This window comes from Variovorax sp. GW821-FHT09B01 (genome assembly GCF_059418345.1).
In genome coordinates, this window is record NZ_JBWKPQ010000001.1 from 541,312 (window position 1) to 566,587 (window position 25,276).

Consider the following 25,276-nt stretch of genomic DNA (forward strand, 5'->3'; position numbering starts at 1 on the left):
CCGTTCGTTCGTTCGAGGGCGGCGGCGCTCAGGCCGGTGCCAGGGTCTCGACCGGCCGCACCGCGCGGCTGTAGTCGGCATAGGTGCGCCGCAGCCCGTCGGTCAGCGGCATCGTGGCGTGCCAGCCGATACTGGCGGCGCGCGACACCTCGAGCAGCTTGCGCGGCGCGCCGTCGGGCTGCGAGGTGTCGAACTGGATCCGCCCGCGGTAGCCGACCACCTCGCGGATGTGATCGGCCAGCTCGGCGATCGACAGGTCGTCCCCGGTGCCGAGGTTGATGTGGGCGCGCATCGGCTCGGTGTGCGTGTCGTAGACGGCGCGCGAGAGGTTCATCACCGCGATGCAGCCGTCGACCATGTCGTCGACGTAGAGGAACTCGCGGCGCGCGCGGCCCGTGCCCCAGATCAGCACGCTGGGCGCGGCGGTGGACTTGGCGAGGTGGAAGCGCCGGATCAGCGCCGGCACCACGTGGCTGTTCTCGATGTGGTAGTTGTCGCCGGGCCCGTAGAGGTTGCTCGGCATCACGCTGCGGTAGTCGATGCCGTGCGAGGCGCCGTACTGCCGGTTGTAGCTCTCGCACAGCTTGATGCCGGCGATCTTGGCGATCGCGTAGGGCTCGTTGGTCGGCTCGAGCCGGCCACCGAGCAGCGCCTCCTCGGCGATCGGCTGGTCGGCCAGGCGCGGGTAGATGCAGCTCGAGCCGAGGAACAGCAGCCGCGTGACGTTCGCGAGGAAAGCCTGGTGCGTCACGTTGGCCGCGATCATCAGGTTCTGGTAGATGAACTCGGCCGGGTAGCTCATGTTGGCGTGAATGCCGCCGACCTTGGCCGCGGCCAGGTAGACCTGGTCGATGCGTTCGCTCGCGAAGAAGCGGCGCACCGCTTCCTGGTCGAGCAGATCGAGTGCCTCGCGGTCGCGCGTGACGACCTCGTGGCCCATGGCGCGCAAGCGCCTCGAGAGCGATTGGCCCACCATGCCGCGATGGCCTGCAACGTAGATACGCATAGGTTCTTTCGTGAAGTTCAAAATCCGGGATCGATGACTGCGGCGGCTTCGCTAGCCCGAACCGCGCGCGCCGGCCACCACGGCGAAGGTCTTGAACAGGATGGCCACGTCGTGGCGCAGCGACAGCGTCGCGACGTAGTCGGCGTCCATGGCGGCGCGGCGCCGGTAGCTCACCTCGCTGCGGCCGCTGATCTGCCACAGGCCGGTGATGCCGGGGCGCACCGCGCAGTAGTGGCCCCAGTAGCCGCCGTACAGGTCCTTCTGCGAGAACATGCAGGGGCGCGGGCCGACCATGCTCATGTCGCCCTTGAGCACGTTCCAGAACTGCGGCAGCTCGTCGATGCTGTACTTGCGCAGGATCGCGCCGAAGGGCGTGATGCGCGGGTCGCGGTCCAGCTTCTGGTACTTGGCCCACTGCAGCCGCGCCGCCGCGTCCTCGCGCAGGTGGCGTGCCAGCACCCCGTCGGCGTCGGCCACCATCGAGCGGAACTTGTAGAAGCGGAACACGCGGCCGTTCTTGCCGTAGCGCGGCTGCATGTAGATCGCGGGCCGGCCCGAACTCAGCAGCACGCCGATCCAGACCAGCGCATAGGCCCAGCCGAACAGCAGGAAGAAGCTGCCCGCCATGGCGATGTCGACGCCGCGCTTGGCGGCCATCAGCGCGCGCCCCTCGAGCGAAGGCGCGGCCGGCGCGGTCTGCAGCAGGCTCATGCGGCCGCCCCCGTTGCGCCCGGCACGGCCAGCGGCGGCGTGAGGGCCGGATACTCGTGCGCGCGCACCCGGTAGGCGCCATAGCGGTAGGCATGGCTGCCGTAGTAGCGCTGCCGCGCATCGAGCGCGTTGAGCACCACGCCCTGGAAGCGCGCGCCCGCATGCCGCAGCTCCTTCATGCTCTGCGTGAGGTCGCCGAGCTCGTTGTCGCCGGCGCGCGCCACCATCAGCAGCGTGCCCATGTGAACGGCCATCTCGGGCGCCTCCGAGGCCAGCAGCGTGGGCGGTGCATCGACGATCACCGTGTCGTAGCGCTGCGAGAGCCGATCGAGCAGCCGCGCGAAGGCATCGCCGCACAGCAGGCCGGTGGGGTCGCGCGGCGGCACGCCGCTGGCCATCACGTCGAGTTGCGGCAGCACGGCGCGGTGGATCGCGGCCCGTTCGTCGATCTCGCCGAGCAGCAGCTCCGCCAGGCCGTCCTGCGGCGCCAATCCGAAGTACGGCCCCAGGCTGCTGCGCCGCAGGTCGGCGTCGATCAGCAGCACGCGCCGGCCGCCGGCGGCGAGCACCACCGCCAGGTTGGCCGAGACGAAGCTCTTGCCGGCGCCCGGCGTGGCGCTCGACACCATGATGCGGTTGTTGCGCGCGCCCGGCAGCGCGAACTTGAGCGCGGTGCGCAGCCGGCGCACGCCCTCGAGCGCCGGGTCTTCAGGGTGCTGCATGGCCAGCACGTGCACGCCGGGCAGGCCGTGCTGCGCCGCGCGGTCGAGCAGGCGCTGATGCCGGCTCAGCGCCACCGTGCTGTAGACCTCGAGGCCGGTGTGGGCCTCGATCTCGGCCGGGCTCGCGACCGTGGCGCGCCACGCGCGGCGCAGCAGCACCGCGCCCAGGCCCGCGAACAGCCCCGCCACCAGCGCCAGGCCCATCGCGATCGCCGCCCTGGGGCGGATCGGCTTCTCGGGCTGCAGCGCGGGGTCGAGCACGCGCACGTTGCCGATGCGGCCTTCCTTCGCGAGCCGCATCTGCAGCGAGCTGTTGAGCAGCGCCACGTAGAGGTCGGTGTTGACCTTGATGTCGCGCTGCATGCGCAGCGCGTTCTGCTGCAGCTGCGGCATGCGCCGGATGCTGAGCTCGACCGTGCCGAGCCCCTTGCGCAACGCGGCGATCTGCGCGTCGATGGTCTGCACGCTGGGATCGCGCGCGGTGAAGCGCTCGGTGAGCTCGAGCCGCTTCTGGGTGGCGTCGAAGAGCTTGGCCTGCAGGGTCACGTTCTGCGTCAGCGCATTGCGTGCCTCGTCGTCCAGGCTGATGGTGCCGTTCTGGTTGCGGTACTGGTTGTAGGCTTCCTCGGACTGCTCGAGCTGCGACTTGAGCTTGGGCAGCTCGCCGCCCAGGAAGTCGAGCGCGCGCTGCGCCTGCGCGGTCTTCTGGTCGATGTTGAGCCGCACGTACAGCCGCGCCACCTCGTTGAGCAGGGTGGCCAGCTGCATGCGGTCGCCGTGCTGCCAGCTCAGGTCCATCACCGAGGACTGCTTGCCCTTCTCGATCACGCGCAGGTCGCGCTGCAGCGCGAGCAGCGTGAGCTGCTTCGACTGGCGCACCAGCTCGAACTGCGCGCCCGGCAGGCCGGCCATCGAGCCCACCAGCAGGTGCAGCGGGCCGAGCGCGGTCTCCACGTCGAGCGGCGCCCCCACCGTGCCGACGATCGGTTCGGCCAGCTTCGGATGCGTCAGCGTGAAGCTGCTGCGCGTGCCCGCCGTGAGCAGGAAGCGCGAGCCCTCGAGTTCGGGCGGCACGTCCATCTGCGCGACGACGATGCGCTCGGCGCCATGGACGTAGCCGCCCATGCCCAGCAGGCCGGGCTGCGACAGTTCCCTGGTGCCGCGCGCGAGCCAGGCGCCGATCAGCGGCAGGTACAGCGGCCGGGCCTCGATGTAGAGCTTGGTGTCCTCGATGGCCTGGCCCAGCACCAGCCGCGACTTGAGGATCTCGGCCTCGCCCGCGGTCGGCGTCTTGGCGTTGAGCGCGCTGCTCGCCGACTCGCCCAGCAGGGTGCCGCCCGAGCGCTCGGCGTCTTCCACCTGCAGCAGCACGTTGGCCTCGTACACGCGCGGACCGAACAGGGTGTAGAGCGCGCCCAGCAGCAGCGCGGCCGCGACGAACTTCGCGATCGTCCAGCGGTTGTCGAGGAAGAGGTCGATGTGTTCCCGCAGGCGCGAGCGCGCCAGGGGAGCATCGGCCGGCGGGTCCGCGGGCGCGGGGGCCGCGATGAGCGATCGGGCATTCATGGGTTCACCTCGTGGTCTGTCGGGGGCGGGAGCGGGGGAGCCTGGCGAGCGGCGCGCCATCAGCGGCGGCTCGCCGTGCCGCCGAGGTTCACGACCTGGGCGGCGGGCAGGATCAGGCTGATCACGCGGTTCCAGCGCACCAGCGGCACCGGGTCGATGTAGACCACGTCGCGCGGCCGCAGCTCGAAGCGGTCGGCCAGCGCGAGCGCCACCGGGTTCTTGGCGTCGAGGTGGTAGACGTCGGGCACGTCGCCGCTCGCGTTGCGCACCACGTAGATCTGCCCGGGCGAGGAGGTCTGCAGCTCGGGGCCGCCGGCGTCGCCGATCGCCTCGTTGAGGCTCAGCCGGCCGTTGCGCATCAGCAGGGCCGAGGGCCGCAGGATCTCGCCCATCACGTAGACGCGGCTGTCGTCGCGCGTGCCAACGTTCACGACGTCGCCGCTGCGCAGCGGGATGCGGCCCGCGTCGTAGCCCTGGACCTGCAGCGCCGGCAGGTCGATCGTCAGCGCGCGCCCGCCGCGCGTGAGCACGATGCGCGAGCGGTCGGCGCTGGCGTTGGTGCTGCCCGCGCGGCTCAGGGCCTCGGCCAGCGTCATCGGCACGTCGGTGAAGATCTGCAGGCCCGGCATGCGCACGTCGCCCTCGACGTAGACGCGGCGGCTGCGGAAGGTCTGGATGCGCGCGCTGACCAGCGGGTCCTTGACGAAGGGCGCGATGCGCCTGGCGATCATCTCCGAGGCGGCGCTCTCGGTCAGGCCTTCCAGTTTGGTGCGGCCGATGTAGGGAAAGCTGATCTCGCCTTCGCCGTCCACGATGAAGCCCGGCGCGACGCTCACGCCGGTGGCGTCGGTCTGCTGCGAGATCACGGCGCCCTGGCTGGGCATCAGCTCCGGATGGCGGTAGACCACGATGCCGATCACGTCGCCGGCGCCGATCGTGTAGGCCGGCGACTTGCCGAACAGCTCGCGGACCTCGGGCGACGGCCCCGTCGGCTGGCGCGCGGCCAGCTCGCGCACCAGCGCGGGCGTGATCGGCACGATCCGCGGCTCGCCGCGCGCGCCGGTCGGCCCGCTGCCGCCCGTGCTGCCCGAACTACGCCAGGTGCCGCTGTCGGGCGAGCTGAAGCCCGGGATGCCGCAGCCGGCCAGGCCGAGCGCGAGCAGTGCGGCCACGGCCGCGACGCCGAGGCGCGCGCGGTGCCCCGGCTGTGCGGCGGGGGCGGTTGAAACGAGGGGCGTCATGGGGAGTCCTTGGAATTCCGTGAGGGGTTACTGCGGCGCGAGCGCGCCCGCGATGGGTGGCTCGAGCGGGGCCGCGGCGGTGCCGGGGCTGCGGCGCTCGGCGGCGGTGCCGCGGGCGCGGGCGATCGCCCAGTCGCCCACGGCGCCGAGGAACAGCTGCTGCCCCCGGGCCGTGCAGACCGTGTGATCGAGGTCGCGCAGGAAGTCGTACTGCGCGGCCTGCAGGAAGGGTTCGTCGCGGAACGCGCCGAGCTGGTCGCGCCCGCGGTCGCTGACATGCAACGAACCCGAGTAGAGGAAGTGCAGCGCCACCTGGCGCGCCCAGAGGCGCCGCATGGTGGCGCGGAACCAGGCTTCGGCGACGACCGGCGGCAGCTCCTCGCTGAAGAAGCCCGGCAGCGGTCGCGCCGCGCCGGAACGCGACAGCCAGCGCGACAGGCCGCGCCCGATCCAGCGCCGCACCTTGCCCGCGAAGGCGGGGTGGGCGGGCGCGGCCAGCGCGCGGCGCAGCGTGCGTTCCCAGCGCGCTCGCCGCTGCGGGAAGGCGAAGCCGTCGAACAGCGACAGTCCGATCACGCGCGCATCGACCATGCCGGCGCTCATCGCGTGCTCGGCGCCCGAGCACATGCCGACGATCACGAAGCGGCGGATGCCGAGCCGCGCTTCCACCAGGTCCATGGCCGCCTGCAGGTCGTGCACCGCGCGCAGCGCCAGCGGCACCGCGCTCGCGCCGCCGGGCGCCTCGCTGTCGCCGATGCCGCCGAGATCGAGCCGCAGGCTGCTCATGCCTTGGGCGGCCAGCGCATGGGCCAGCTTGACGTTGATGCGCCGCGGCCCGACGCGGTGGTTGGCGCCCATGTTGAGCATCAGGCAGCACACCGGCAGCGGCTGGCATTGCACGGGCTCGGTCAGCATGCCGAGCAGGCCGTCGCCGTGGCCGAAGCGCACCGGGCTTTGGGTCATGTCACTCATGGAGGGCCCCTTGCAGGCGGTGAAGCGCATCGGCCGGAACCATGGCGCTGTTGGGATAGGGATCGGCGGTCCAGTCGAGCCGGTGCTGGAAGTAGGCGAGGCGCACCGGCATGTGGCGCGACTGCTGCTCGGCCGCCCACTGGGCGGTGTGGGCCTCGTCGGGACGCGCGAGCACCAGCGTGTCGTGCAGCGCGGTCAGCGGCAGCGAGGCCGGTACGAGCGCCGAGAGCTGGGCGCGCAGCTGCGTCGACAGCGACACGCCCAACGCCTCCTCGGGCACGGCCTGGGCATCGCGCAGGTAGCCGCGCCGCCAGCCGAGGTCGGGAATGCAGAAACTGGTGTCGACCGCCTCCACGTGCCGCTCGCGCAGCATGCGTGCATAGCGCGGGCCGTCGATCACGGGCTCCCACAGCACCAGCCGGGCCGGGTCGCAGCGCCCGTTGCGCGCCGCGAGCACGGCGAGGGTGGCGCCCAGGCGCGCGCCGACCCAGACGATGCGCGCGTCGGGCGCCAGCCCGCGCAGCGTCTCGTGCGCCGAGCACAGGTCGCGGCGCCAGCCGTCGAGTTCGCCCGAACGCTCGTCGCCGGGCGAATCGCCGGTGCCGTGGAAGTCGAAGCGCAGGGTGGCGATGCGCGAGCGGGCGAGCCGCTCGGCCAGCACCTTGAAGAAGCGGTGCGTGCGCAGGCCTTCCTGGCCGAAGGGCGGGCACAGCAGCACCGCGGTGTCGCCCGGGTGCGCCTGTTCGGCGGGATGGAACAGGCCGAAGAGCTGGCGCGAGGCCGGCCCGAACATGAGCGGGCGGGCCATCATCGCGCCACCTCCACGCCGCGGACCGGGTCGCCGGCGAAGGCCGCGCCCGGGTTGGCGCGCAGGGCCTGCATGGCGAGCATCTGCGACAGCGCCTCGGGCGTGTCGAACAGCGTCTCGGGCGCGCGCCATTCGGCGAGCGAGGCCACGCTGCCGGCCCGCGCGGGCGCCGGGCCCACCACCAGCCACAGGATGCGGCCGCCCAGCGGGACCTCGACGCTGCGCAGCTCGGGCCACAGACCCACCTCGACCGTGTCGGGCCGCACCCGCAGGCCCAGGCCGATGGCCTTGAGGCAGGCTTCCTTGCGTGTCCAGCAGGTGAGGAAGGCGAGCCCGCGCCGGGCGGCCGGCAGCGCGAGCAAGGCCTCGTACTCGCGGGGCGTGAAGTGGCGCTCGGCCAGCGTCAGCGCGTCGGGCACGGGGCGCAGGTGTTCCACGTCGGCGCCCAGCGGGCCGCGCGTGCCGACCGCGATCAGCGCCAGCGCATGGCTGTGGCTCAGCGAGAAGCGGATGCGCGGGCGCTCGGGCATCCACGGCTTGCCGAACGGTCCGCAGACCAGGCACAGCGTGTCGGCGCGCAGCGCGCTCTGCTCGGCCAGCGCGCGCCGCAGCGCGACATGGGCGGCGATGAAGCGCTCGCGGTCGATGCCGAAGTGCAGGCGCGAGGCGCGCACGCGCTCCTCCTCGGACAGCTCGCGTTCGCAGTCCGGGTCCAGCCGCAGGTCGAGGTCGACGTAGCGGCACACGGGTGCGTCGATCGAAAGGGCGTAGCCGGAGCCGTTCATCGAAGTACCTTCGTGCTTCGCACTGCGGTGCGAGCTTGCTTGGGGCGGCCCGGCGCGGCGCTCATGCCCGGTCCCCGCGCAGCCAGCCGCTGAGGGTGCGTCCCAGCAAGCCGAGCGTGCGGCCGGGGGTCGGCGCGCGCTTCGGGCCCCCGGCCTCGGCCGGCGTGATATCCGCGGAGGGCGGCGAGGCCGCCAGCTGCGCCAGGTTCTCGAACAGGTAGCGGCGCGGCTCGACACGGTGGCCCAGGGTCAGCGCGGTCCGCTCGACCGAGCGCTGCACCAGCAGCGAATCGCCGCCGAGGTCGAAGAAGTTGTCGCTGGCGCGGATCTCGTTGACGTCGATGCCGATCACGTCGGCCCAGATCTGCGCCAGCCGCGCATGCTCGGGCGGCAGCACGTCGGCGAGCGGCAGCGCCGCCGCGGCGGCCTGCGGTGCCAACGCTTCCGGCGGCTCGGCCGCGAGCTTGCGCAGGTAGGCGGCGCTGGGCGAGCCTTCCTCGCTGGCCAGTTGCGCGAGCGTCGCGTGCGGGCGGTCGGCCGCGCGGCGCAGCAGCTCGAGGTAGCGCTCGCGCAGCCGGGCGCCGGTCTCGCGCAGGTAGATGTCGGCGTTGTAGATCAGCGCGCCCTCGAGCCCGTGCGGCGTGTCGAGCAGCCACACGCCGATGTCGTCGGTGGCGCCGCGCTGCAGCAGGTGCATCTGCTGCGTGCGCAGGCTGCCGATGCGCGAACCGCGTTCGCGCGCATCCTGGAACGAGAACATCGTCTGGTAGGCGCCGGCCGCCCGGGCCGGGCCGCCGGGCTCGGCCACCAGGCGCTCGAACGGCACCTGCTGGCAGGCCATCAGCGCGAGCAGCTCCTGCTTCACGTAGCGCAGGTACGCGGGCAGCGTCAGGCCGAGGTCGATGCGCAGCGACACCGGCAGCATGTTGTTGAAGACGCCCATCACGTTCTCGGTCTCGGGCTGCTGCCGGCCGCGCACCGGGTTGGCGACCACGAGGGTGTCGCTGCCGATGGTGCAACCCATCGCGAGCGCATGGATCGCGAAAGTGAACATGCTGAGCGTCACGTCGAGTTCGCGCGCGGTCTCGCGCAGCCGCTGGGTGGCGGGCAGGTCGATCGCGATCCATTGCGAACCGCCCTGGCCGCTCCTGCCGGCGCGGCGCGGCATGTCGGTGCGCGGCAGGCGCGGCGCGGCCACGGCGGCGGCGCGCTCGCGCCACAGCGCGCGCTGCGCCTCGAAATCGGGCGTGGCCATCCAGCCGGCCAGCCACTCGGCATAGTCGCCGTGCGTGGTCGCGAGCGCAGGCAGCGCGTGCGGGCGGCCACGCTCGGCCGCGTCGTAGAGCGCGGCCAGCTCGGCCTGCAGCAGGTCGAAGGACCAGCCGTCCCAGACCAGGTGGTGCGGCACGAACACGAAGACATGCGCGTCCTCGTCGATGCGGAACAGCGCGGCGTGCAGCATCGGCGCGCGGTGGATGTCGATCGGGCGGTCGGCCAGCTCCTGCATGCGCTCGGCGAGCTCGGCCTCGCGCTGGTCGGCCGGCAGCTCGCGCAGGTCGATCACCGGCAGCGAGAAGTCGACCGCGCGGGCGATCGACTGCACTGGCGCGCCGTTGGCCGGATCCACGCCCATGCAGGTGCGCAGCGCGGGCTGGCGGCGGATGATCTCGCGCAGCACGGCCTCGAAGCGCGCGGCGTCGAAGGCGCCGAGCAGCCGCTGCGCCGAGGGCGCGTTGTAGACCGAGCGGCCCGGGTGCAGCTCCTCCATGAAACGAATGCGCTCCTGCGACGGCGTCATCGGCGCCAGCTCGCGCTCGAAGCGGCAGGGCAGCGCGGTCTGCCGTGTCTCGCCCGCGCCGCGCAGGGCGGTGATGGCGTCGGCCAGCCGCTGCGCCGTCGGCGCCTCGAACAAGGTGCGCAGCGGCAGCGCCAGATCGAACTCGCGGCTCAGCAGCGTGGCCAGCCGCGCGGCCAGCAGCGAATGGCCGCCCAGGGTGAAGAAGTCGTCGCCCATGTCCATGCCCGGCAGGCTCAGCACCTGCTCCATCGCCGCGAGCACCTTGCGCTCGACCTCGTTGGCGGGGCCGGCACCGCGCTGCACCGCCGCGCGCGGCAGCGCGCCCGGCGGCGGCAGCGCGACGCGGTCGAGCTTGCCGTTCGGCAGCGTGGGCAGCACGGGCAGGGTGACCACGTGCTGCGGCAGCATGAAGGCCGGCAGTTTTTCGCGCAGGTGCTGCATCAGCGCGCCGAGCTCGAAGGCCGCGCCCGCGGCGCCCGGCTGCAGCGCCAGGTAGGCCACCAGCCGCACGTCGCCGGGCCGGTCCTCGCGCGCCACGACCACGCTGCGCGAGACGCCCGGCGCCTCGTTGCAGCGCGCCTCGATCTCGCCGGGCTCGATGCGGTAGCCGCGCACCTTGACCTGGAAGTCCAGCCGTCCCAGGTGCTCGAGCAGGCCGTCGTTGCGCCAGCGGCCGCGGTCGCCGGTGCGGTAGATGGCGGTGGCCTGCCCGAGGATGCGCGCGCTGACGAAGCGCTCCGCGCTCAGCTCGGGCCGCTCGAGGTAGCCGAGCGCGAGGCCCTCGCCGCCGATGCAGAGCTCGCCCGGCACGCCGACGGGACAGGGCTGCAGCGCGGCATCGAGGATCCAGACGCTGGTGTTGTCGATCGGCTGCCCGATCGACACGCCATGCGCGGCGATCGTGTCGCGTCGCATGTTCCAGGCCGTGGACCAGACGGTGGTCTCGGTCGGGCCGTAGACGTTCCACAGCTGCGCGCAGCGCTCGAGCAGCTCGAGCGCGAGCCGCCCGCGCACCGGCTCGCCGCCGATCCAGCCGCGCAAGCCGGGCGCGCCGGGCCACTGCGCGTCGAGCAGCAGCTGCCACATGCCGGGCGTGGCCTGCAGCACGGTGACGTCCTCCTCCTCGAGCAGCGCGCGCAGGCGGCGGCCGTCCATCGCGGTCTCGCGCGGGACCATCACGATCTCGGCGCCCGCGGCCAGCGGCAGCAGCAGTTCGGCCACGGCGATGTCGAAGGACAAGGTGGTGACCGCGGCCAGCCGGTCGCCCTCGCCGAGGCCCGGCGCCTTGCGCATCGACTGCAGCAGGTTCGCCACCGCGCGGTGCGGCACGCACACGCCCTTGGGCGTGCCGGTCGAGCCCGAGGTGTAGATGACGTAGGCCGCGTCCTCGGGGCCGGCATCGTCGCCGCTGGGCGGCAGCGCGCCCGCGGGCGCGCGCTGCCAGGCGGTGTCGCGGTCGAGCTCGAACACGCGCTCGGCCGCATCGGCACGCCAGCCGCGCGGCGCGGTCGCGATGTCGGACGTGGTGAGCAGCAGGCCGAGGCCGGCATCCTCGGCGTAGTGATCGAGCCGTGCCTGCGGAAAGCCCGGGTCGAGCGGCACGTAGGCCGCGCCCGACTTCAGCACCGCCAGCAGCGCGACGACCATGTCGATGCCGCGCTCCAGGCACAGGCCCACGCGCTGGCCGCGGCCCATGCCGCGTTCGCGCAGCGCATGCGCGAGCCGGTTCGACTGCGCGTCGAGCGTGCCGTAGCTGCAGCGGCGCGCGCCGTCGCGGATCGCGGGGCGATCGGGCTGCAGCAGCGCGCTGGCCTCGAAGCCGGCATGCGCGAACGGCAGGCCCGCCAGCGGGCTCGGCGCGGGCTGCAGCGCGAGCAGCTCGCGCGCCGCCTCGGGCGAGAGCAGCGCCAGCCGGCCGATGGGCTGGTCCGGTGCCTGCACGGCCGAGCGCAGCAGGCACTCGAACATGTCGAGCCAGCGCCGCACGCTGGCCTCGTCGAACAGGCCGGTGTTGTACTGGGCCTCGACCACCAGGCCGCCCTCGGCCGGCCGCAGGTTGAGGAACAGCTCGAAGTTCTCGTAGCGGCGCGGCACCGTGTCCTGCGTGACCGCGAGGCCGGCGAAGTTCTGCGCGCTGCCGGCCACGTCGGGGTCGAGGTTGAACATCACGCTCACCAGCGGCTGGCGGCTCGCGTCGCGCTCGAGCGAGAGCTTGCCGAGCAGCGCGCCATAGGTCAGCGACTGGTGTTCGAAGGCATCGAGCACGGCCGTGCCGCATTCGCCCATCAACGCGTCGAAGCGAAGTTGCCCGCCCACCGCGAGGCGCAGCGGCAGCAGGTTCACGCAATGGCCGACCAGCCCCGGCATGTCGCGCGAGAGCTGGCCCGAGGCGGGAATGCCGATCACGATGTCGTCCTGCCCGCTCAGGCGGTGCAGCGTGGCGGCGAAGGCGGCCAGCAGCCCCGCGAACAGGCTGGTGCCGGACTTCGCGCTCGCGGCGCGCATCGCGCTCACCAGCGCGCGATCGAGCCCGCGCTCGATGCGTTGCGAATCGAAGCCGCGCACCGCCGGACGCGGCCGGTCGGTCGGCAGCTCGAGCACCGGCAGGGTGCCGGCGAAGCGCGCCAGCCAATGGTCCACATGCGCCTGCATGGCGGGCCCGGCCGCCTCGGCGGCTTCCTCGGCCGCGAAGGCCGCGTAGCTCGGCGCGGCGCGCAGCGGCAGGCCTTCGCCGATCTCGTCGGCATAGAGATGGCCGAGCTGCTCGGCGATGACCGCCCACGACCAGCCATCGCACACCACGTGATGGGCCGACATCACGAGTTCATGCTCGGCATCGCCGAGCCGGTACAGCGCAGCCCGGAACAACGGACCGTGCTCGAGCGGGAACGGGGTGCACACCGCGTCTCGGTGCGCGGCGTCGAGCGCCTGCGCGCGGCCCGTCGCATCGAGCGTGCGCAGGTCGCGCAGCTCGAGGACCGGCGCGTCGCCGCCGCCGACCAGCATGCTGCGGCCGTCGGGCGAGAGGGTGGCGCGCAGCGACTGGTGGCGCTGCACCAGCCGCGCCAGCGCGCGCGACAGGGCCTGCGCATCGAGCGTGCCGCGCAGCCGCAGCAGCACCGATTCGTTGTAGGCCAGCGAGGCCTCGGCGCTCAGCATGGCGCCGAGCCAGACCTCGCGCTGCGATTCGGTGGTGGGAATCACGCACTCGACGCTGCCGCGGGCCAGCGCGGTGTCGATGGCGTCGACGGCATCGGGGGTGGGGCGAAGCACGGCGTTCATGCGACCGCCTTGGCGTTCGCGCCACCGGCCGGGGACTGGTCCGCCACCGCGGGCACCGCGCCGCCGTCGGCGACCGGCACGTACCAGAAGGGCTGGCCGTCGACGTCGCGGGCGAGCACCGAGCCGTCCTGCGCGTTCTTGCGCACGTCGAAGCTCAAGGGACTGGGCGCGCGGCGCGGCAGGAAATCCGACTCCTGCAGCTCGGCCACCGAGGCCTTGAACGCCGCCTGGATGGCCGCGATGTCCTGTGCGCCGTGGGCGCTGGTCAGGAAGCAGGGGAAGTTGTCGAGGATGTGGATGCCGCGGCTGCGCATCATGGCGAACAGCAGGTCCTGCAGCGGATGCTCCTCGAGCCAGTGCACGCGCCAGAGCGATCCGCAGTGCCGTATGGCGATCGGCGCGCCGACCTCCAGGCACCAGGCGCTCAGTTCGTCGGCCATGGCGCCGGTGCGCTGGTTCAGGCCCTCCTGCAGCGCCGCGCCGGCTTCCTTCAGGTGCGTGAGCGCGGCCTTGGCCGCGGCCAGCGCGAGCGGATGGCGCACGAAAGTGCCCGCGAAGTAGGTGACGCCGACGCCCGGGATGGAATCGTCGCCGTACTGCCAGGCGCCGCCGTCGAGCGCGTCCATGTAGGCGCGCCGGCCCGCGACCACGCCGATCGGAAAGCCGCCGCCGATGACCTTGCCGTAGGTGGCGAGGTCGGCGCGCACGCCGAACAGCGCCTGCGCGCCGCCGAGCGCGACGCGAAAGCCGGTGATGACCTCGTCGAAGACCAGGCAGCAGCCCTGCTGCTCGGTGATGGCGCGCAGCGCGTGCAGGAACTCGCGCGGCTGGAAATCGGGCCGCCGGCTCTGCACCGGCTCCACCAGCACGGCCGCCAGCTCGCCGGCGTGCTCGCGGATGAAGGCCAGCGCCTCGGGCGTGCCGTAGTCGAGCACGCGGATGTCGCCGAACATGCCGCTCATCACGCCGGGCGCGGCGGACAGGCCCTTGGCATTGCGGCCCGCGCGCACCAGCACCTCGTCGAAGGTGCCATGGTAGGAGCCGGTGAACACCACCACCGTGCTGCGGCCGGTGACGGTGCGCGCGATGCGCAGCGCCGCCATCACTGCTTCGGAGCCGGTGTTGCAGAGGGCGGCGCGGTCGCTGCTGGTGAGCTCGCAGATCAGGCCGGCGACGTCGGCCGCCAGCGGGTGCTGCGGGCCGATCTCGTAGCCGGCGTCGAGCTGCCGGCGCACCGCCTCCTGCACGAAGTCGGGCTGCCAGCCGAACATGTTCATGCCGAAGCCGTTGAGCGCGTCGACGTACTCGTTGCCGTCGATGTCCCAGAGCTTCGAGCCCTTGGAGCGCTCGACCACGACCTGGTAGACGATCTCCTTGGTCAGCGGCCGGAAGCCGTTGACCACGCGCGGATCGGCCATGTGGGGCCGGTTGTCCTCGGTGAACTGCTTGCTGCGGCGCGTGCGCTCGACATAGCGGCGCACGAAGGCCGCGAGCCGCGCCTGCTGCCGCGCGCTGGGCTCGGCCGTGCGCTGGGTGTGGATGCGCGCGATGGCGCCGAAGGCCTTGGCCACGTCGTAGCGTTGCGGCGGGGTCGCGGTCGGGGCCGCCTCGGCGGTGGGCTGCGGGACTACGGCGGGAGCAGGCGCGATCGAGGCGGCGCCGGACAGCAGCGTGAGTTGCTGGCGCATGATTTCCATTTGCTGCGCAATCAGTTGTGATAGCTGGAATGCGCCCGCGTTTTCATCGAGCCGCGGGACCGCCATCGCGGGCATGACAGGCATCGCGGCGGCGCTCGGCGCCTCGTCCGGCAGGCTCTGGCGCAGGAAGGCGGCCAGCGCGTCGAAGCTGCGGTGCTTCTCCATCAATTGCCGGAAGCTCAGCTCGACCTTGAAGTGCTTGCGGATCTGCGTCGCGGCCTGCGTCAGCGTCAAGGAGTCGAGCCCGAGTTCGGCGAACGGCGCATGCCCGTCGGCCTGCGCCATGTCGAGGCCGCAGATGTCCTCGAACAGCGCGCGCAGGCGGGCGTCCAGCGTGGACGCGGAAGCGGGAGGAAGAGGCGAGGGCGTTGCAACGGTCACGGTGGACTCCAGGGCGATCGGGGGGACGAGGGGTGCGGCGGCTGGCGTGGCGGCCGTGGCGGAAGCGGAAAGAGGGGGTGCGATGTCGACCCAGCAGCGCTGGCGCTCGAACGGCGTGGTCGGCAAGCGCACGCGCCGCGCATCGGTTCGGTTCGACAGGCGCGCGAGCTCGATCTCGGCGCCGCAGGTCCACAGCCGCGCGCAGGCCAGCCGCAGCAGCGCCACCTCGTCGGCCGGATCGCCATGCAGCAGCGACACCGCCGTGCCCGCGTGCTGGCGCGCGAGCGTGGCCAGCGTGTTGCGCGGCCCGGTCTCGACGAACAGCGGCTGCGACAGTCGCGCGAGGGTGTCGCGCAGCGCGGGCGAGAAGCGCACGGTGCCGCGCACATGCTGGGCCCAGTAGGCGGCGCTGGTGGCCTCCACCTCGCCGAGCGGCTGGCCGGTGAGCGTCGAGACGATGGGAATCTGCGGCGCGCGCAGCACCACCTGCCGCACCAGCGCCTCGAAGGGCGCGACCACCTCGTCCATCATCGAGGAATGGAAGGCATGCGAGGTCTGCAGCGCGCGGCTCGCAATGTCCTCCTTCAGCAACGAGGCCTGCAGGGCGGCGATGGCCTCCGACGGCCCTGCCGCCACGCAGGCCGTGGGGCCGTTGTCCGCCGCGAGCGACAGCGAGGGATCGAGCCGCGCGAGCAGCTCGGCCGCGCCGAGGCGCACCGACAGCATCGCGCCCGCCGGCTGCGCCTGCATCAGCGCGCCGCGGCGCGCGACCAGGCGGGCCGCCTCCTCGAGCCGCATCACGCCGGCCAGCACGGCGGCGACGAACTCGCCGACGCTGTGGCCGATCAGCAGCTGCGGCCGGGCGCCGAGCGACAGCAGGCGGCGCGCCAGCGCATATTCGAGCGTGAACAGGGCCGGCTGCGCGACGGAGGTCGGCAGCAGGGCCTGCGGATCGCCCGAGAACATGCGCTCGCGCAGGTCGACATCGAGTTCGCCCGCGAAGGCCGCGAGGGCGTCGTCGAAGGCGGCCGCGAACACCGGGTCGCCACCGTGCAGCGCCCGGCCCATGCCGGCGTACTGGGCGCCCTGGCCCGGGAACATCAGCACCAGTTGCGGCACCCGCGCGCCCACGCTGCCATTCGCGCGCCACGGCGAGCCGGGGTCGCGCAGCGCGGCCACCGCGTCGTGCGCGCGGGACGCCACCACCACGCGCCGGAATGCATGCGCCTTGCGACCGACCGCGAGCGTGTGGGCCACGTCGGCCAGCGAATCCTCGGGATGCATTTCGAGGTGCGCCGCGAGGCGCTCGGTCGCCAGCGCCAGCGCGGCCTCGGAACGCGCGGCCAGCGGCAGCACGTGCATGCCCTCGTCGGGCGCCGAGGGCGCGCGCGCGGGCGCCTCCTCGACGATGACGTGGGCATTGGTGCCGCCCACGCCGAATGAGCTCACGCCGGCACGGCGCGGCTGCGCGCCACGTGGCCAGGGCTTCGGATCCGGGTTGACGCGAAAGGGCGTGCGCTCGAAGCCGATGGCGGGATGCGGCGCGGTGAAATGCGCGGTCGGCGGGATGCATTCATGCTGCAGCGCCAGCGCCGTCTTGATCAGGCCCGCCGCGCCGGCGGCCGTGACCATGTGGCCGACATTGCTCTTGAGCGAGCCCAGCGTGCAGAAGTCCAGCGCATCGGTGTGCTCGGCGAAGGCGGTGGCCAGCGCCTCGACCTCGATCGGGTCGCCCATCGGCGTGGCGGTGCCATGCGCCTCGACGAAGGAGATGCTGCGCGCATCGACCCGGGCCGCGGCGAGCGCCGCGCGGATGACCGCGGCCTGCCCGTCCACGCTGGGCGCGGTGAAGCTGGCCTTCGCGCCGCCGTCGTTGTTGACGCAGGCGCTGCGCAGCACGGCATGGATGGTGTCGCCGTCGGCCTGCGCGTTGGCCAGCCGCTTGAGCAGCACCACGGCCGCGCCGTCGCTGAAGACCGTGCCCTGCGCCTTCGCGTCGAAGCTGCGCGTATGGCCGTCGGGCGAGAGCATCGCGCCCTCGTTGTAGAGGTAGCCGCTGCGCGGCGGGCAGGTGACCGCGGCGCCGCCGGCCAGCGCCATGTAGCACTGGCCGCTGCGCAGCGCATGGAAGGCCTGGGCCACCGCGACCAGCGAGGTCGAGCAGGCGGTGTGCACGCTGACCGCCGGCCCGGTGAGGTTGAGCCGGTGCGCGACGCGGGTGGCGATGTAGTCCTTCTCGTTGGCCAGCATCGTCTGGAACTCGCCGACCGCCTCGACCAGGTCGGGCCGGGTGCTCAGGTGGCGCTGCGCGTAGCTGGCGTTGTACATGCCGGCATACACGCCGACCGGGCCCGGCGCGGCATCGGGCACGTAGCCCGCGCGCTCCAGGCATTCCCAGCAGATCTCGAGGAACACGCGCTGCTGCGGGTCCATCAGCGCGGCTTCCTTGGGCGCAATGCCGAAGAAGGCCGCGTCGAAGTCCTCGATGCCGTCGATCACGCCGCGCGCCCGCACATAGGCCGGGTCGCGCCGCAGCGCCTCGCTCACGCCGGCGTCGAGCGTGGCATCGTCGAAGAAGCTGATGCTGTCGCGGCCGGCCACGAGGTTGTCCCAGAACTGCTCGACATCGGCCGCGCCCGGAAAGCGGCCGGCGGTGCCGATGAGGGCGATGGCGTCGACATCGGCGTCGGCGGCCACGGCGCGTTCGCGCGGCGCCTCGATGGCGGCGCGGGCTTTCGCCTTGCCGCCCGGACGCAGCCGGGCCGTGATCGCCGCGGGCGTGGGATGGCTGAAGAACAGGTTGGTCGACAGCGGCGCGCGCCGGTCGCGCTGGAGCACGGCCAATACCTGCAGCACTCGCATCGAGTCGCCGCCGAGGTCGAAGAAGTTGTCGTGCCGGCCGACCTCGGCGAGCTGCAGCGCCTGCGCGAAGGCCTCGCACACCGCCTGCTCGGCGGCATCGCGCGGCGCCTCGTAGGCCTGCGCGAGCGCGGGGCGTTCGCCGGCCGGCTCGGGCAGGGCCTGGCGGTCGAGCTTGCCGTTGGGCGTGAGGGGCAGCCGGGGCAGCCACAGCTGCGCCGAAGGCAGCAGCGCGGCGGGCAGCCGGGCCGCGAGGTGGGCGCGCAGCGCCTCCCAGGGCAGCGGCTGTGCACGCGCGACCAGGTAAGCGACCAGGCGCAGCGCGCCGCCCGCATCGGGGCGCGCGGCGACCGCGCAGGACTGGATGGCCGGATGCGCGAGCAGGGCGGTCTCGATCTCGCCGAGTTCGACCCGGTGGCCATGGATCTTGACCTGCCCGTCGCGGCGGCCGACGAACTCGATCGTGCCGTCGGGCAGCCAACGCGCCAGGTCGCCGCTGCGGTAGAGGCGGTCGCCGGCCGCGCCGAAGGGGTCGGCGACGAAGCGCTGGGCGCTCAGCGCGGGCTGGCCCAGGTAGCCGCGCGCCAGGCCATGGCCGCCGATGCAGAGCTCGCCCACCAGGCCCGCCGGCAGCAGCGCGAGCGAAGGGCTCAGCACACGCAGCACCGTGTCCTGGATCGGGCGGCCGAGCGGCACCGAGCGCAGCGTGTCGGGCAGCACGGCGGGAATGCGGTGGGTGGCCGCGAAGGTGGTGCACTCGGTCGGGCCGTAACCGTTGCTGAGCACCAGCCCCGGCAGCGCAGCGAGCGCGCGCCGCACATGCGGCAGCGACAGCGCCTCGCCGCCGGTGATCAGGTGGCGCAGGCCCGCGAGGTGGGCGGGATCGTCGTCGACCACCGCATTGAAGAGCGCGGCCGTGAGCCAGGCCGTATGCACACCGTGCCGGGCAATGGTGCGCGCGAGCCCCGCGCCGGTGGGCAGCCGTTCGTCGTGGACCACGCAGCAGCCGCCATTGAGCAGCGGCCCCCAGATCTCGAGCGTGGCCGCGTCGAAGCCCAGCGGCGCGGCATGCAGCATGACCAGGCCATGGCCGAAGGCGGCGAAGTCCGAGCCCACGACCAGGCGCAGGATCGCGCGATGGCAGATCGCTATGCCCTTGGGCGTGCCGGTGGAGCCCGAGGTGTACATGAGATAGGCCAGCGATTCGCCGTCGACGTCCGGCTCACGCCAGCTGCCGCGTGGGCCGTCATCGGCGCATGCATTCACGCGCAGCGGCGGGGTCGACGGTGGCAGCAGCGCGTCGAACGCCTCGGTCGTGATCGCGAGCCGCGCACCGGCCTGCGCCAGCATCGCGGCGATGCGCTCGCGCGGCTGCTCGGTCGGGATCGGCAGGTAGGCCGCACCGGCCTTGAGGATCGCCAGTTGCGCCACCACCGCGTCGATCGAGCGTTCGAGCACGAGAGCGACCGTGTCGCCAGCCTGCACGCCGCGCTGTTGCAGGCCCTGCGCGAGTGCGTCGGAGCGCCGGTCGAGTTCGCGATAGCTCAGGCGCGCCTGGCCCTGGACCAGCGCGATGGCGTCGGGCACGGCGGCGGCCTGGGCGCGGAAGCGGCCCGTCACGGTCAGCGCGCGGTCCAGCGGCGCCACGGGGCGGTTCCACTCGGCGAGCTGCCGTTCGCGGTCGGCCTGCGGCAGGCCGCGGATCTCGGCGATCGGTGCGTCGGGGCGCGACAGGAGGTCGGCCGCCGTGTCGGCCACTGCCGCGAGCAGTTGCTGCAGCGAGATGGCATCGAGCCAGCCGGCGGCGGCGTCGGCATGCAGGCAGGGGGGCTGGGCGTTGAAGCGCAGCCGGATCGGCGCGGGCGCCGCGGCGGGGTCACGCAGCCACAGCACGGCGGGCGGGTCGATGGGCAGCGGCGTCGCACCTGCCTCGCCGCGTTGGCGGTCGATGGCGGCAATCCATTCGGCGGCGGTCAGTCCCGCATCCCAGGCGAAGGACGAGGCGAATGCATCGCCGGTGCTCGCGGCTTCATGAAGGATCGGCTCGGCCCGGCCCAGCCAGCGCGATTGCAGCAGCACCCAGGCCGCGGCCCACGGTGCGTCGGGGAATCGGTGGGCGTTGGCCGGATGCCGCGCCGCGTCGATCGGCAAGGGCAGGGTGGCCGCCAGCCTCGGACCGGCGCCGAGCCCGGAGCGCGACGCGAACAGGTCCTCCCATGCGAGGCTCCGGCTTTCCGGGAGCTCCGGAAACATCGTCTGAATGTCCATATCACCGTCCGATTCGAAATTGCAAAAGACAGCGAAAAAACAGCTTCGAACGGCTATTGATTCGACGACGCAAGAGGTTGTTTGTTATGAATTTGTGTCGAAATAGTAGGAGGTTTGAAGATGTGCGTGGGCTCTATTTGGAAGGCCAATTACGTTTGGACTTGTTTATTTCAGATGGGAACTACCGAATTTCGATTAAACGAGGTAGCCATTTGGCTTTTCGGCCGAAAAAGCCTGGCGATAGCTCTCGCGATGGGTATGCCGGGCCGGTTCCAAGGGTGGTTTCCCTGGGGAAATCCGCGTTTTCTCGAAGCATCGCAGCGAGTGCGAGCGGGCTGGAACAGTGGCTCCCACGGCCCGCGGGAAAAGGGCGAATCGGATCTTCAATTCGGCTCGACGCGATTTCAATTGCCCGATCCGCGGCGCGAGCGTTATTAATTCATCCGATTCGTAAGCGAAATCGAAAGATCGACCGGGGATTTGTAATTTCCGGAAATCGCAAGCAGCATCGGCCTCGACCCGAAAAACAATTCTTTCGAAAGGGGCCTGCAATGCTCTCGAATCTGCTGGCGCGGCTGCCCCGCGCGAACGCCTATAGGCGCAAGTTCCTCGACAACCAGGACGACAACCTCTTCATGGGCTCGTTCGAGAGCTTCGCCGCGGCCGAAGCGGGCGCGCCGCCCTCCAAGGCGGTGGGCTACGACAACGCACAGGCGGCCACGCAGCTCTACAGCCACCAGGTCTACTTCTACGACTACCCGGCGCTGTTCTGGCTCGGGCGCTCGCTCGAGGACGGCATGACGCGGATCTTCGACCTCGGCGGCCACGTGGGGATCAAGTACTACGCGTTCCGCCGCGTGCTGCCCTATCCCGATGGCCTGCGCTGGACCGTGTGCGACGTGCCGGGCGTGGTGCGCGCCGGCGAGGCATTGGCGTTGCAGCGCGACGCGGCGGCCCAATTGGGCTTCACCACGGCGCTGGCCGACGCCAGCGGCTGCGACGTGCTGTATGCCTCGGGCAGCCTGCAATACCTGCCGCAACGGCTGTCGGAGATCCTCGCCGCGCTCGCGGTGAAGCCCCGGCGCATCGTGCTGAACACCACGGCGCTGCATCCCGAGCGCACCCTCTACACGCTCAACAGCATCGGCTTCGCGGTCTGCCCCTATCGCATCGAGCATCACGACGACCTGATGGCGCAGCTCAAACAGGCCGGCTACCGTCGCCGCGATGTCTGGCGCAACGAAGGCAAGCCGATCGAGGTCCCGTTCGTGGATGGCGGCGACAAGGCCTATTACGCGGGCTGCTGCTTCGATCTGGCCGGCTGATCCGGCACCCGCCCGCGCCGTCCGCATCCCGCCCGCATGCCCGGTGCAGGCGGTGTCGGAGGTTCGTTCCCCCATGAATGGAAAGTCGAGCTAGCCAGAACGTCTAGCTATGATTTATTTTCCATCCATCGGAGGACCTAGCCTCTAGACTATGAGCATTCATAGACTGATTCGCGAAGGGCGCCGACGGCTCGGGATGAGCGAGCAGCAGTTTGCTGACGCCGTCGGTGTGAGTCGGGGTGCAGTCCAGCAATGGGAAAAAGCCGGGGGCACCGCACCCAAGCGCGCCAACCAGCCGCGCGTTGCCGAACTGCTCGGCATCTCCGTCGGCGAACTGCTCTCGGGCGGGCCGAACATCAGTCAGGGCACGGTCATGCGCGCTGAGGTGCCGCTCGTGTCCGAGGTCGAAGCCGGCAACTACACGGTCATCGATAACTTCAAGCCACGCGGCAATTTCGAGACCGTCCCCGTGACGGTCCCGGTCAAGCGCCACACCTATGCGTTGCGCGTGCACGGCGACAGCATGGCCAGCGAGATGGGCGACTCCTTTCCCGAGGGCTCGATCATCGTCGTCGAACCCGACCTCGAGGTGCTGCCCGGCGACTACGTCATCGCGCTCAACGAGCACGCGCAGACCACCTTCAAGCAGCTGGTCAGGGATGGGGGCGAGTTCTACCTGCGGCCCCTCAATCCGCGCTACCCGATCAAGCCGCTCGGCGTGGCGCGCGTGATCGGGGTGGTGCGCGAATTCAGCAAGCGCTTCCGTTGAAAGGCGTGCTGGCGCCGCAAGACCGAGCCTCAGGGTCGATTCGGATAGATAGAATTGCTACTCATTGATATATTTACTATCAATCCAATCTCGAGCTATTCCCGCTTGGCGAACGGCGCCTTGCCTGCCATGACTCCCGACACCGAACTCGACTTCTGCTACCGAGGGTGGCACGTGAAGATTCGCGTCACGACCGCGCAAGGCGCGGCCTTCGCATCGGGCCATGCCGATCTGGATCTGGGCGGCATCGTCCGGCGCCGCCTCGTGGTGGCAGGCACGGACGGCCCTGATGTCGTCGGTGCGTTGAAAGAGGATGCGAGGACCTTCGTCGAGCAGTGGAGCCGCGAGCGCCATCTCGATTCGTGAAGCACTGAACGGTGCCCCGGGCCGCGAAGGCCTCGTGTCTCTGGCCTACGACTCCGCCGTGAAGCCGATGCGCTTGACCAGCGGCCCCCAGCGCTCGAACTCGGCCCGCTGCGACTTCGCCATCTCGTCCGCGGTCGAACCGCGCGCGATCAGGCCGACGACGCTCAGGCTGTCGATGACGGCGCGCTCCTTGACCGCGGCATTGACGGCGGCGTTGGCGCGCGCGATCGCGGCGGCCGGCGTCTGTGCCGGCGCATAGAAGCCGAACCATTCCTCGGTCGTGAGCTCGGCGAAGCCCTGTTCCGCGAAGGTCTGCACCTCGGGCGAGAACGGCGAGCGCTGGCGGCCCGAGGTCGCGATCATCCGCAGCTTGCCCGCGCGGTGGTTGGCCAGGAAGTCGCCGCTCGGCGTGACCATGGCGGCGATCTGCCCGCCCACCACGTCGGTGATGCCGGGCACCGAGCCGCGATAGGGCACGTGCCGCAGGTCGACGTTGGCCGTGAGGCCGAGCAGGGCGCCGATGAAGTGCGGCGTGGAGCCCGCGGCCGGCGAGCCGTAGTTCGCCTCCTGCGGGTTCGCCTTGGCCCAGGCCAGGAAGTCCCGCACCGTGACCACGCTGGCCGGCACCTTCGGTCCCACCGCGAGGCCGTGGTGCATGATCGCGCCGATCGACACGGCCACGAAGTCCTTGTTCGCGTCGTAGCTGAGCTTCGAGTAGACATGCGGATAGATCGAGGTGCAGGAGAACGGCGACAGCGCCAGCACCGATCCGTCGGCCGGCGCCGACTTCAGCACCTCGAGCGCGATGCGCCCGCCCGCCCCCGGCCGGTTGTCGACCACCGCGACGTTGCGCGAGTACGCGGAGCCCGCGACCTTCTCGCCGATGCGGCGCGCCACGCTGTCGCCGGCACTGCCCGCGGGAAAGCCGTAATAGATCTTGACCTGGTCCAGTGCCTGGGCCGAAGCCGCGAGCGGCAGCAGCGAGGCGAGGGCACCGCCGCCCGCTGCCTGAATGAAGGTCCGTCGTGTCTGCATGAAAGTCTCCTCGGTCGTTGTGAATGTCGTGGCTCAGGCGGCGGGCGCGATGTCCGCGCCGGCCTGCGGCGTGCGCACCTTGGCGCCCGCGCCGTCGAGGAAGGCCTGCACGCGCAGCTTCGCCTCGGGCGCGCTCTGCGTGATGGCGCTCATCAGCGCTTCGGTCATCAGCCCGTGGTCCGCGGGCTGTTCCGCGATGCGCGGCAGCGCCTGCATCACCGCGAAGTTGGTCAGCGGCGCATTGCGCGCCACCTGGTTGGCCAGCAGGAGCGCGTGCGAGCAGGCCTTGCCCTCGGCCACGAGGTACTGCGAGAAGCCGACGCGCTCGCCCTCGTCAGCACGGTACACGCGGCCGGTGAGCATCATGTCGGCCATGCGCGCGACGCCGATCAGCTTGGGAATGCGCACCGATCCGCCGCCGCCGACGAAGATGCCCCGCGTGCCTTCGGGCAGCGCGTAGAAGGCGGTGGCATCGGCCACGCGCACATGGCAGGCCGCGGCCAGCTCGAGGCCGCCGCCGATCACCGCCCCGTGCAGCGCGGCGATCACGGGCACCGGGCCGAACTGGATGGCATCGAGCGCCGCATGCCACATGCGCGAGTGCTGCACCGCCTGCGGCGGATCGCGGTGGGCCAGTTCGGACAGGTCGAGCCCGGCGCAGAAGTGGGCGCCATGGCCGCCTAGCACGGCGGCGCGCACATGGCCGGGCAGGTTCTCGAACGCATGCCGCAACTCCAGCACCAGGCCGTCGTTGAGGGCATTGCGCTTGTCGGCGCGGTTCAGGTGCAGGTGGGCGATCTCCTCCTGGAGTTCGAGGGTCAGGAACTGGTACTGCATGGCTTTCGATGAGGTCGGGGAAGAAGCTTTTTCGCGTTTCTCAATACACGTACAGATGTGTATGGTGTGGCGATGCTAGCAGCCGGATCCGGACGAGCGGCTCAGGGTTTGCCCAAGGGAATGGGCCCTGACTCTGGTGCATGCGGGCCTCCGCTATCATCGGCGCATGCTGACGACCACCCCTGGCAAACCGCGCCCGCGCAAGGCCTCGGCCGCCCTGCAGCGCAAGAGCGAGGCCGGCGCCAAACCGGCCTCCGAGCGGTCCCAGCTCGGGCCCGCCGACTGGATCGTGGCCGCGACGGAACTGCTGATCGACAAGAGCATCGACGCGGTCCGTGTCGACGTGCTGGCCAAGCTCCTGCAGGTGACGCGCGGTTCCTTCTACTGGCACTTCGTCGACCGCGACGACCTGCTCAAGCGCATCCTCGTGAGCTGGCAGGAGGCGCAGACCGAGCAGATCATCGCGCGCTACCGCAAGCAGGGCGTCGAGGCGCAGGACCTGATCGTCGAGCTGGTCGAGCTGCCGTTCCATGGCCGCGCGGCCATGAAGGGCGCGTCGGTCGAGCTCGCGGTCCGTGCCTGGGCCCGGCGCGACGAGATGGCGCGCATGATCGTCGACGAGGTCGATGCCAAGCGGCTCGCCTACATCGAGGAATGCTTCCTCTCGTGCGGCTTCGACGCCAAGTCGGCGCGCTCGCGCGCCTTCACGCTCTATTGCTACATGCAGTCGGAGTCGCTGTTCAGGAACCAGGGCTCCACCGCCGACAAGGCCGAGCGCCGCCGCTTCGTGGCGCAGATGCTGCTGGCACCGGAGCCCGGCAAGGCCCCGGCGCGCTAGCACGCCGCTG

The 25,276-nt window shown here is 71.6% G+C and carries 15 protein-coding genes; 4 read left to right on the top strand and 11 right to left on the bottom strand.

Features of this window, described 5'->3' with window-relative positions:
* Nucleotides 1-28 precede the first annotated feature (28 nt).
* The 9 genes from AC07RV_RS02360 to AC07RV_RS02400 form a co-directional block, all read right to left on the bottom strand.
* A complete protein-coding gene (locus AC07RV_RS02360) occupies nt 29-1,006 on the bottom strand; it encodes a GDP-L-fucose synthase family protein (RefSeq protein WP_296775737.1) in 978 nt (325 codons plus the stop codon).
* A 51-nt stretch (nt 1,007-1,057) separates the two neighbouring features.
* On the bottom strand, nt 1,058-1,717 hold the full coding sequence (locus AC07RV_RS02365; RefSeq protein ID WP_093350076.1) for a sugar transferase: 660 nt from the start codon (nt 1,715-1,717) through the stop codon (nt 1,058-1,060).
* Complete coding sequence (locus tag AC07RV_RS02370; RefSeq protein ID WP_296775741.1) at nt 1,714-4,005, bottom strand: polysaccharide biosynthesis tyrosine autokinase; 2,292 nt, start codon at nt 4,003-4,005, stop codon at nt 1,714-1,716. Before AC07RV_RS02370 ends, AC07RV_RS02365 begins: the two co-directional genes overlap by 4 nt.
* Before the next feature lie 59 nt (nt 4,006-4,064).
* Nucleotides 4,065-5,246, bottom strand: a complete 1,182-nt coding sequence (locus AC07RV_RS02375; RefSeq protein WP_296775743.1) for a polysaccharide biosynthesis/export family protein — start codon at nt 5,244-5,246, stop codon at nt 4,065-4,067.
* Between the two features lie 27 nt (nt 5,247-5,273).
* Nucleotides 5,274-6,218, bottom strand: coding sequence for an alpha/beta hydrolase family protein (locus tag AC07RV_RS02380; protein WP_296775746.1), 945 nt, complete (start codon nt 6,216-6,218; stop codon nt 5,274-5,276).
* Nucleotides 6,211-7,029 (bottom strand): serine aminopeptidase domain-containing protein, encoded by an 819-nt coding sequence (locus AC07RV_RS02385; protein WP_444814157.1) that lies wholly within the window; start codon nt 7,027-7,029, stop codon nt 6,211-6,213. Before AC07RV_RS02385 ends, AC07RV_RS02380 begins: the two co-directional genes overlap by 8 nt.
* Entirely contained in the window at nt 7,026-7,811 is a 786-nt protein-coding gene (locus AC07RV_RS02390; protein WP_296775751.1) for a 4'-phosphopantetheinyl transferase family protein, read from the bottom strand. Before AC07RV_RS02390 ends, AC07RV_RS02385 begins: the two co-directional genes overlap by 4 nt.
* A 61-nt stretch (nt 7,812-7,872) precedes the next feature.
* Nucleotides 7,873-12,891, bottom strand: coding sequence for a non-ribosomal peptide synthetase (locus AC07RV_RS02395; protein ID WP_296775754.1), 5,019 nt, complete (start codon nt 12,889-12,891; stop codon nt 7,873-7,875).
* Complete coding sequence (locus AC07RV_RS02400; RefSeq protein ID WP_296775756.1) at nt 12,888-20,081, bottom strand: hybrid non-ribosomal peptide synthetase/type I polyketide synthase; 7,194 nt, start codon at nt 20,079-20,081, stop codon at nt 12,888-12,890. Before AC07RV_RS02400 ends, AC07RV_RS02395 begins: the two co-directional genes overlap by 4 nt.
* 566 nt (nt 20,082-20,647) lie before the next feature.
* Between AC07RV_RS02400 and AC07RV_RS02405 the strand changes: the two genes are divergently transcribed.
* The 3 genes from AC07RV_RS02405 (at nt 20,648) to AC07RV_RS02415 (ending at nt 22,556) form a co-directional block, all read left to right on the top strand.
* Nucleotides 20,648-21,421, top strand: coding sequence for a TIGR04325 family methyltransferase (locus AC07RV_RS02405; protein WP_296775759.1), 774 nt, complete (start codon nt 20,648-20,650; stop codon nt 21,419-21,421).
* 151 nt (nt 21,422-21,572) lie between these two features.
* Nucleotides 21,573-22,190 carry a LexA family protein gene (locus AC07RV_RS02410; RefSeq protein WP_296775761.1) on the top strand — a complete coding sequence of 206 codons (618 nt, stop codon included), beginning with the start codon at nt 21,573-21,575 and terminating at the stop codon, nt 22,188-22,190.
* A 129-nt stretch (nt 22,191-22,319) separates the two neighbouring features.
* Nucleotides 22,320-22,556: a hypothetical protein gene (locus tag AC07RV_RS02415; RefSeq protein WP_093350050.1), complete on the top strand. Its 237-nt coding sequence runs from the start codon at nt 22,320-22,322 to the stop codon at nt 22,554-22,556.
* Nucleotides 22,557-22,601: 45 nt separating this feature from the next.
* On the opposite strand, the gene AC07RV_RS02420 is transcribed toward AC07RV_RS02415, so the two are convergent.
* Both AC07RV_RS02420 and AC07RV_RS02425 read right to left on the bottom strand, forming a co-directional pair.
* On the bottom strand, nt 22,602-23,591 hold the full coding sequence (locus AC07RV_RS02420) for a Bug family tripartite tricarboxylate transporter substrate binding protein (protein WP_296775764.1): 990 nt from the start codon (nt 23,589-23,591) through the stop codon (nt 22,602-22,604).
* A 33-nt stretch (nt 23,592-23,624) separates the two neighbouring features.
* A complete protein-coding gene (locus AC07RV_RS02425; protein WP_296775768.1) occupies nt 23,625-24,428 on the bottom strand; it encodes a crotonase/enoyl-CoA hydratase family protein in 804 nt (267 codons plus the stop codon).
* A 166-nt stretch (nt 24,429-24,594) separates the two neighbouring features.
* Between AC07RV_RS02425 and AC07RV_RS02430 the strand changes: the two genes are divergently transcribed.
* Nucleotides 24,595-25,266, top strand: a complete 672-nt coding sequence (locus AC07RV_RS02430) for a TetR/AcrR family transcriptional regulator (RefSeq protein ID WP_093350042.1) — start codon at nt 24,595-24,597, stop codon at nt 25,264-25,266.
* Nucleotides 25,267-25,276 lie beyond the last annotated feature (10 nt).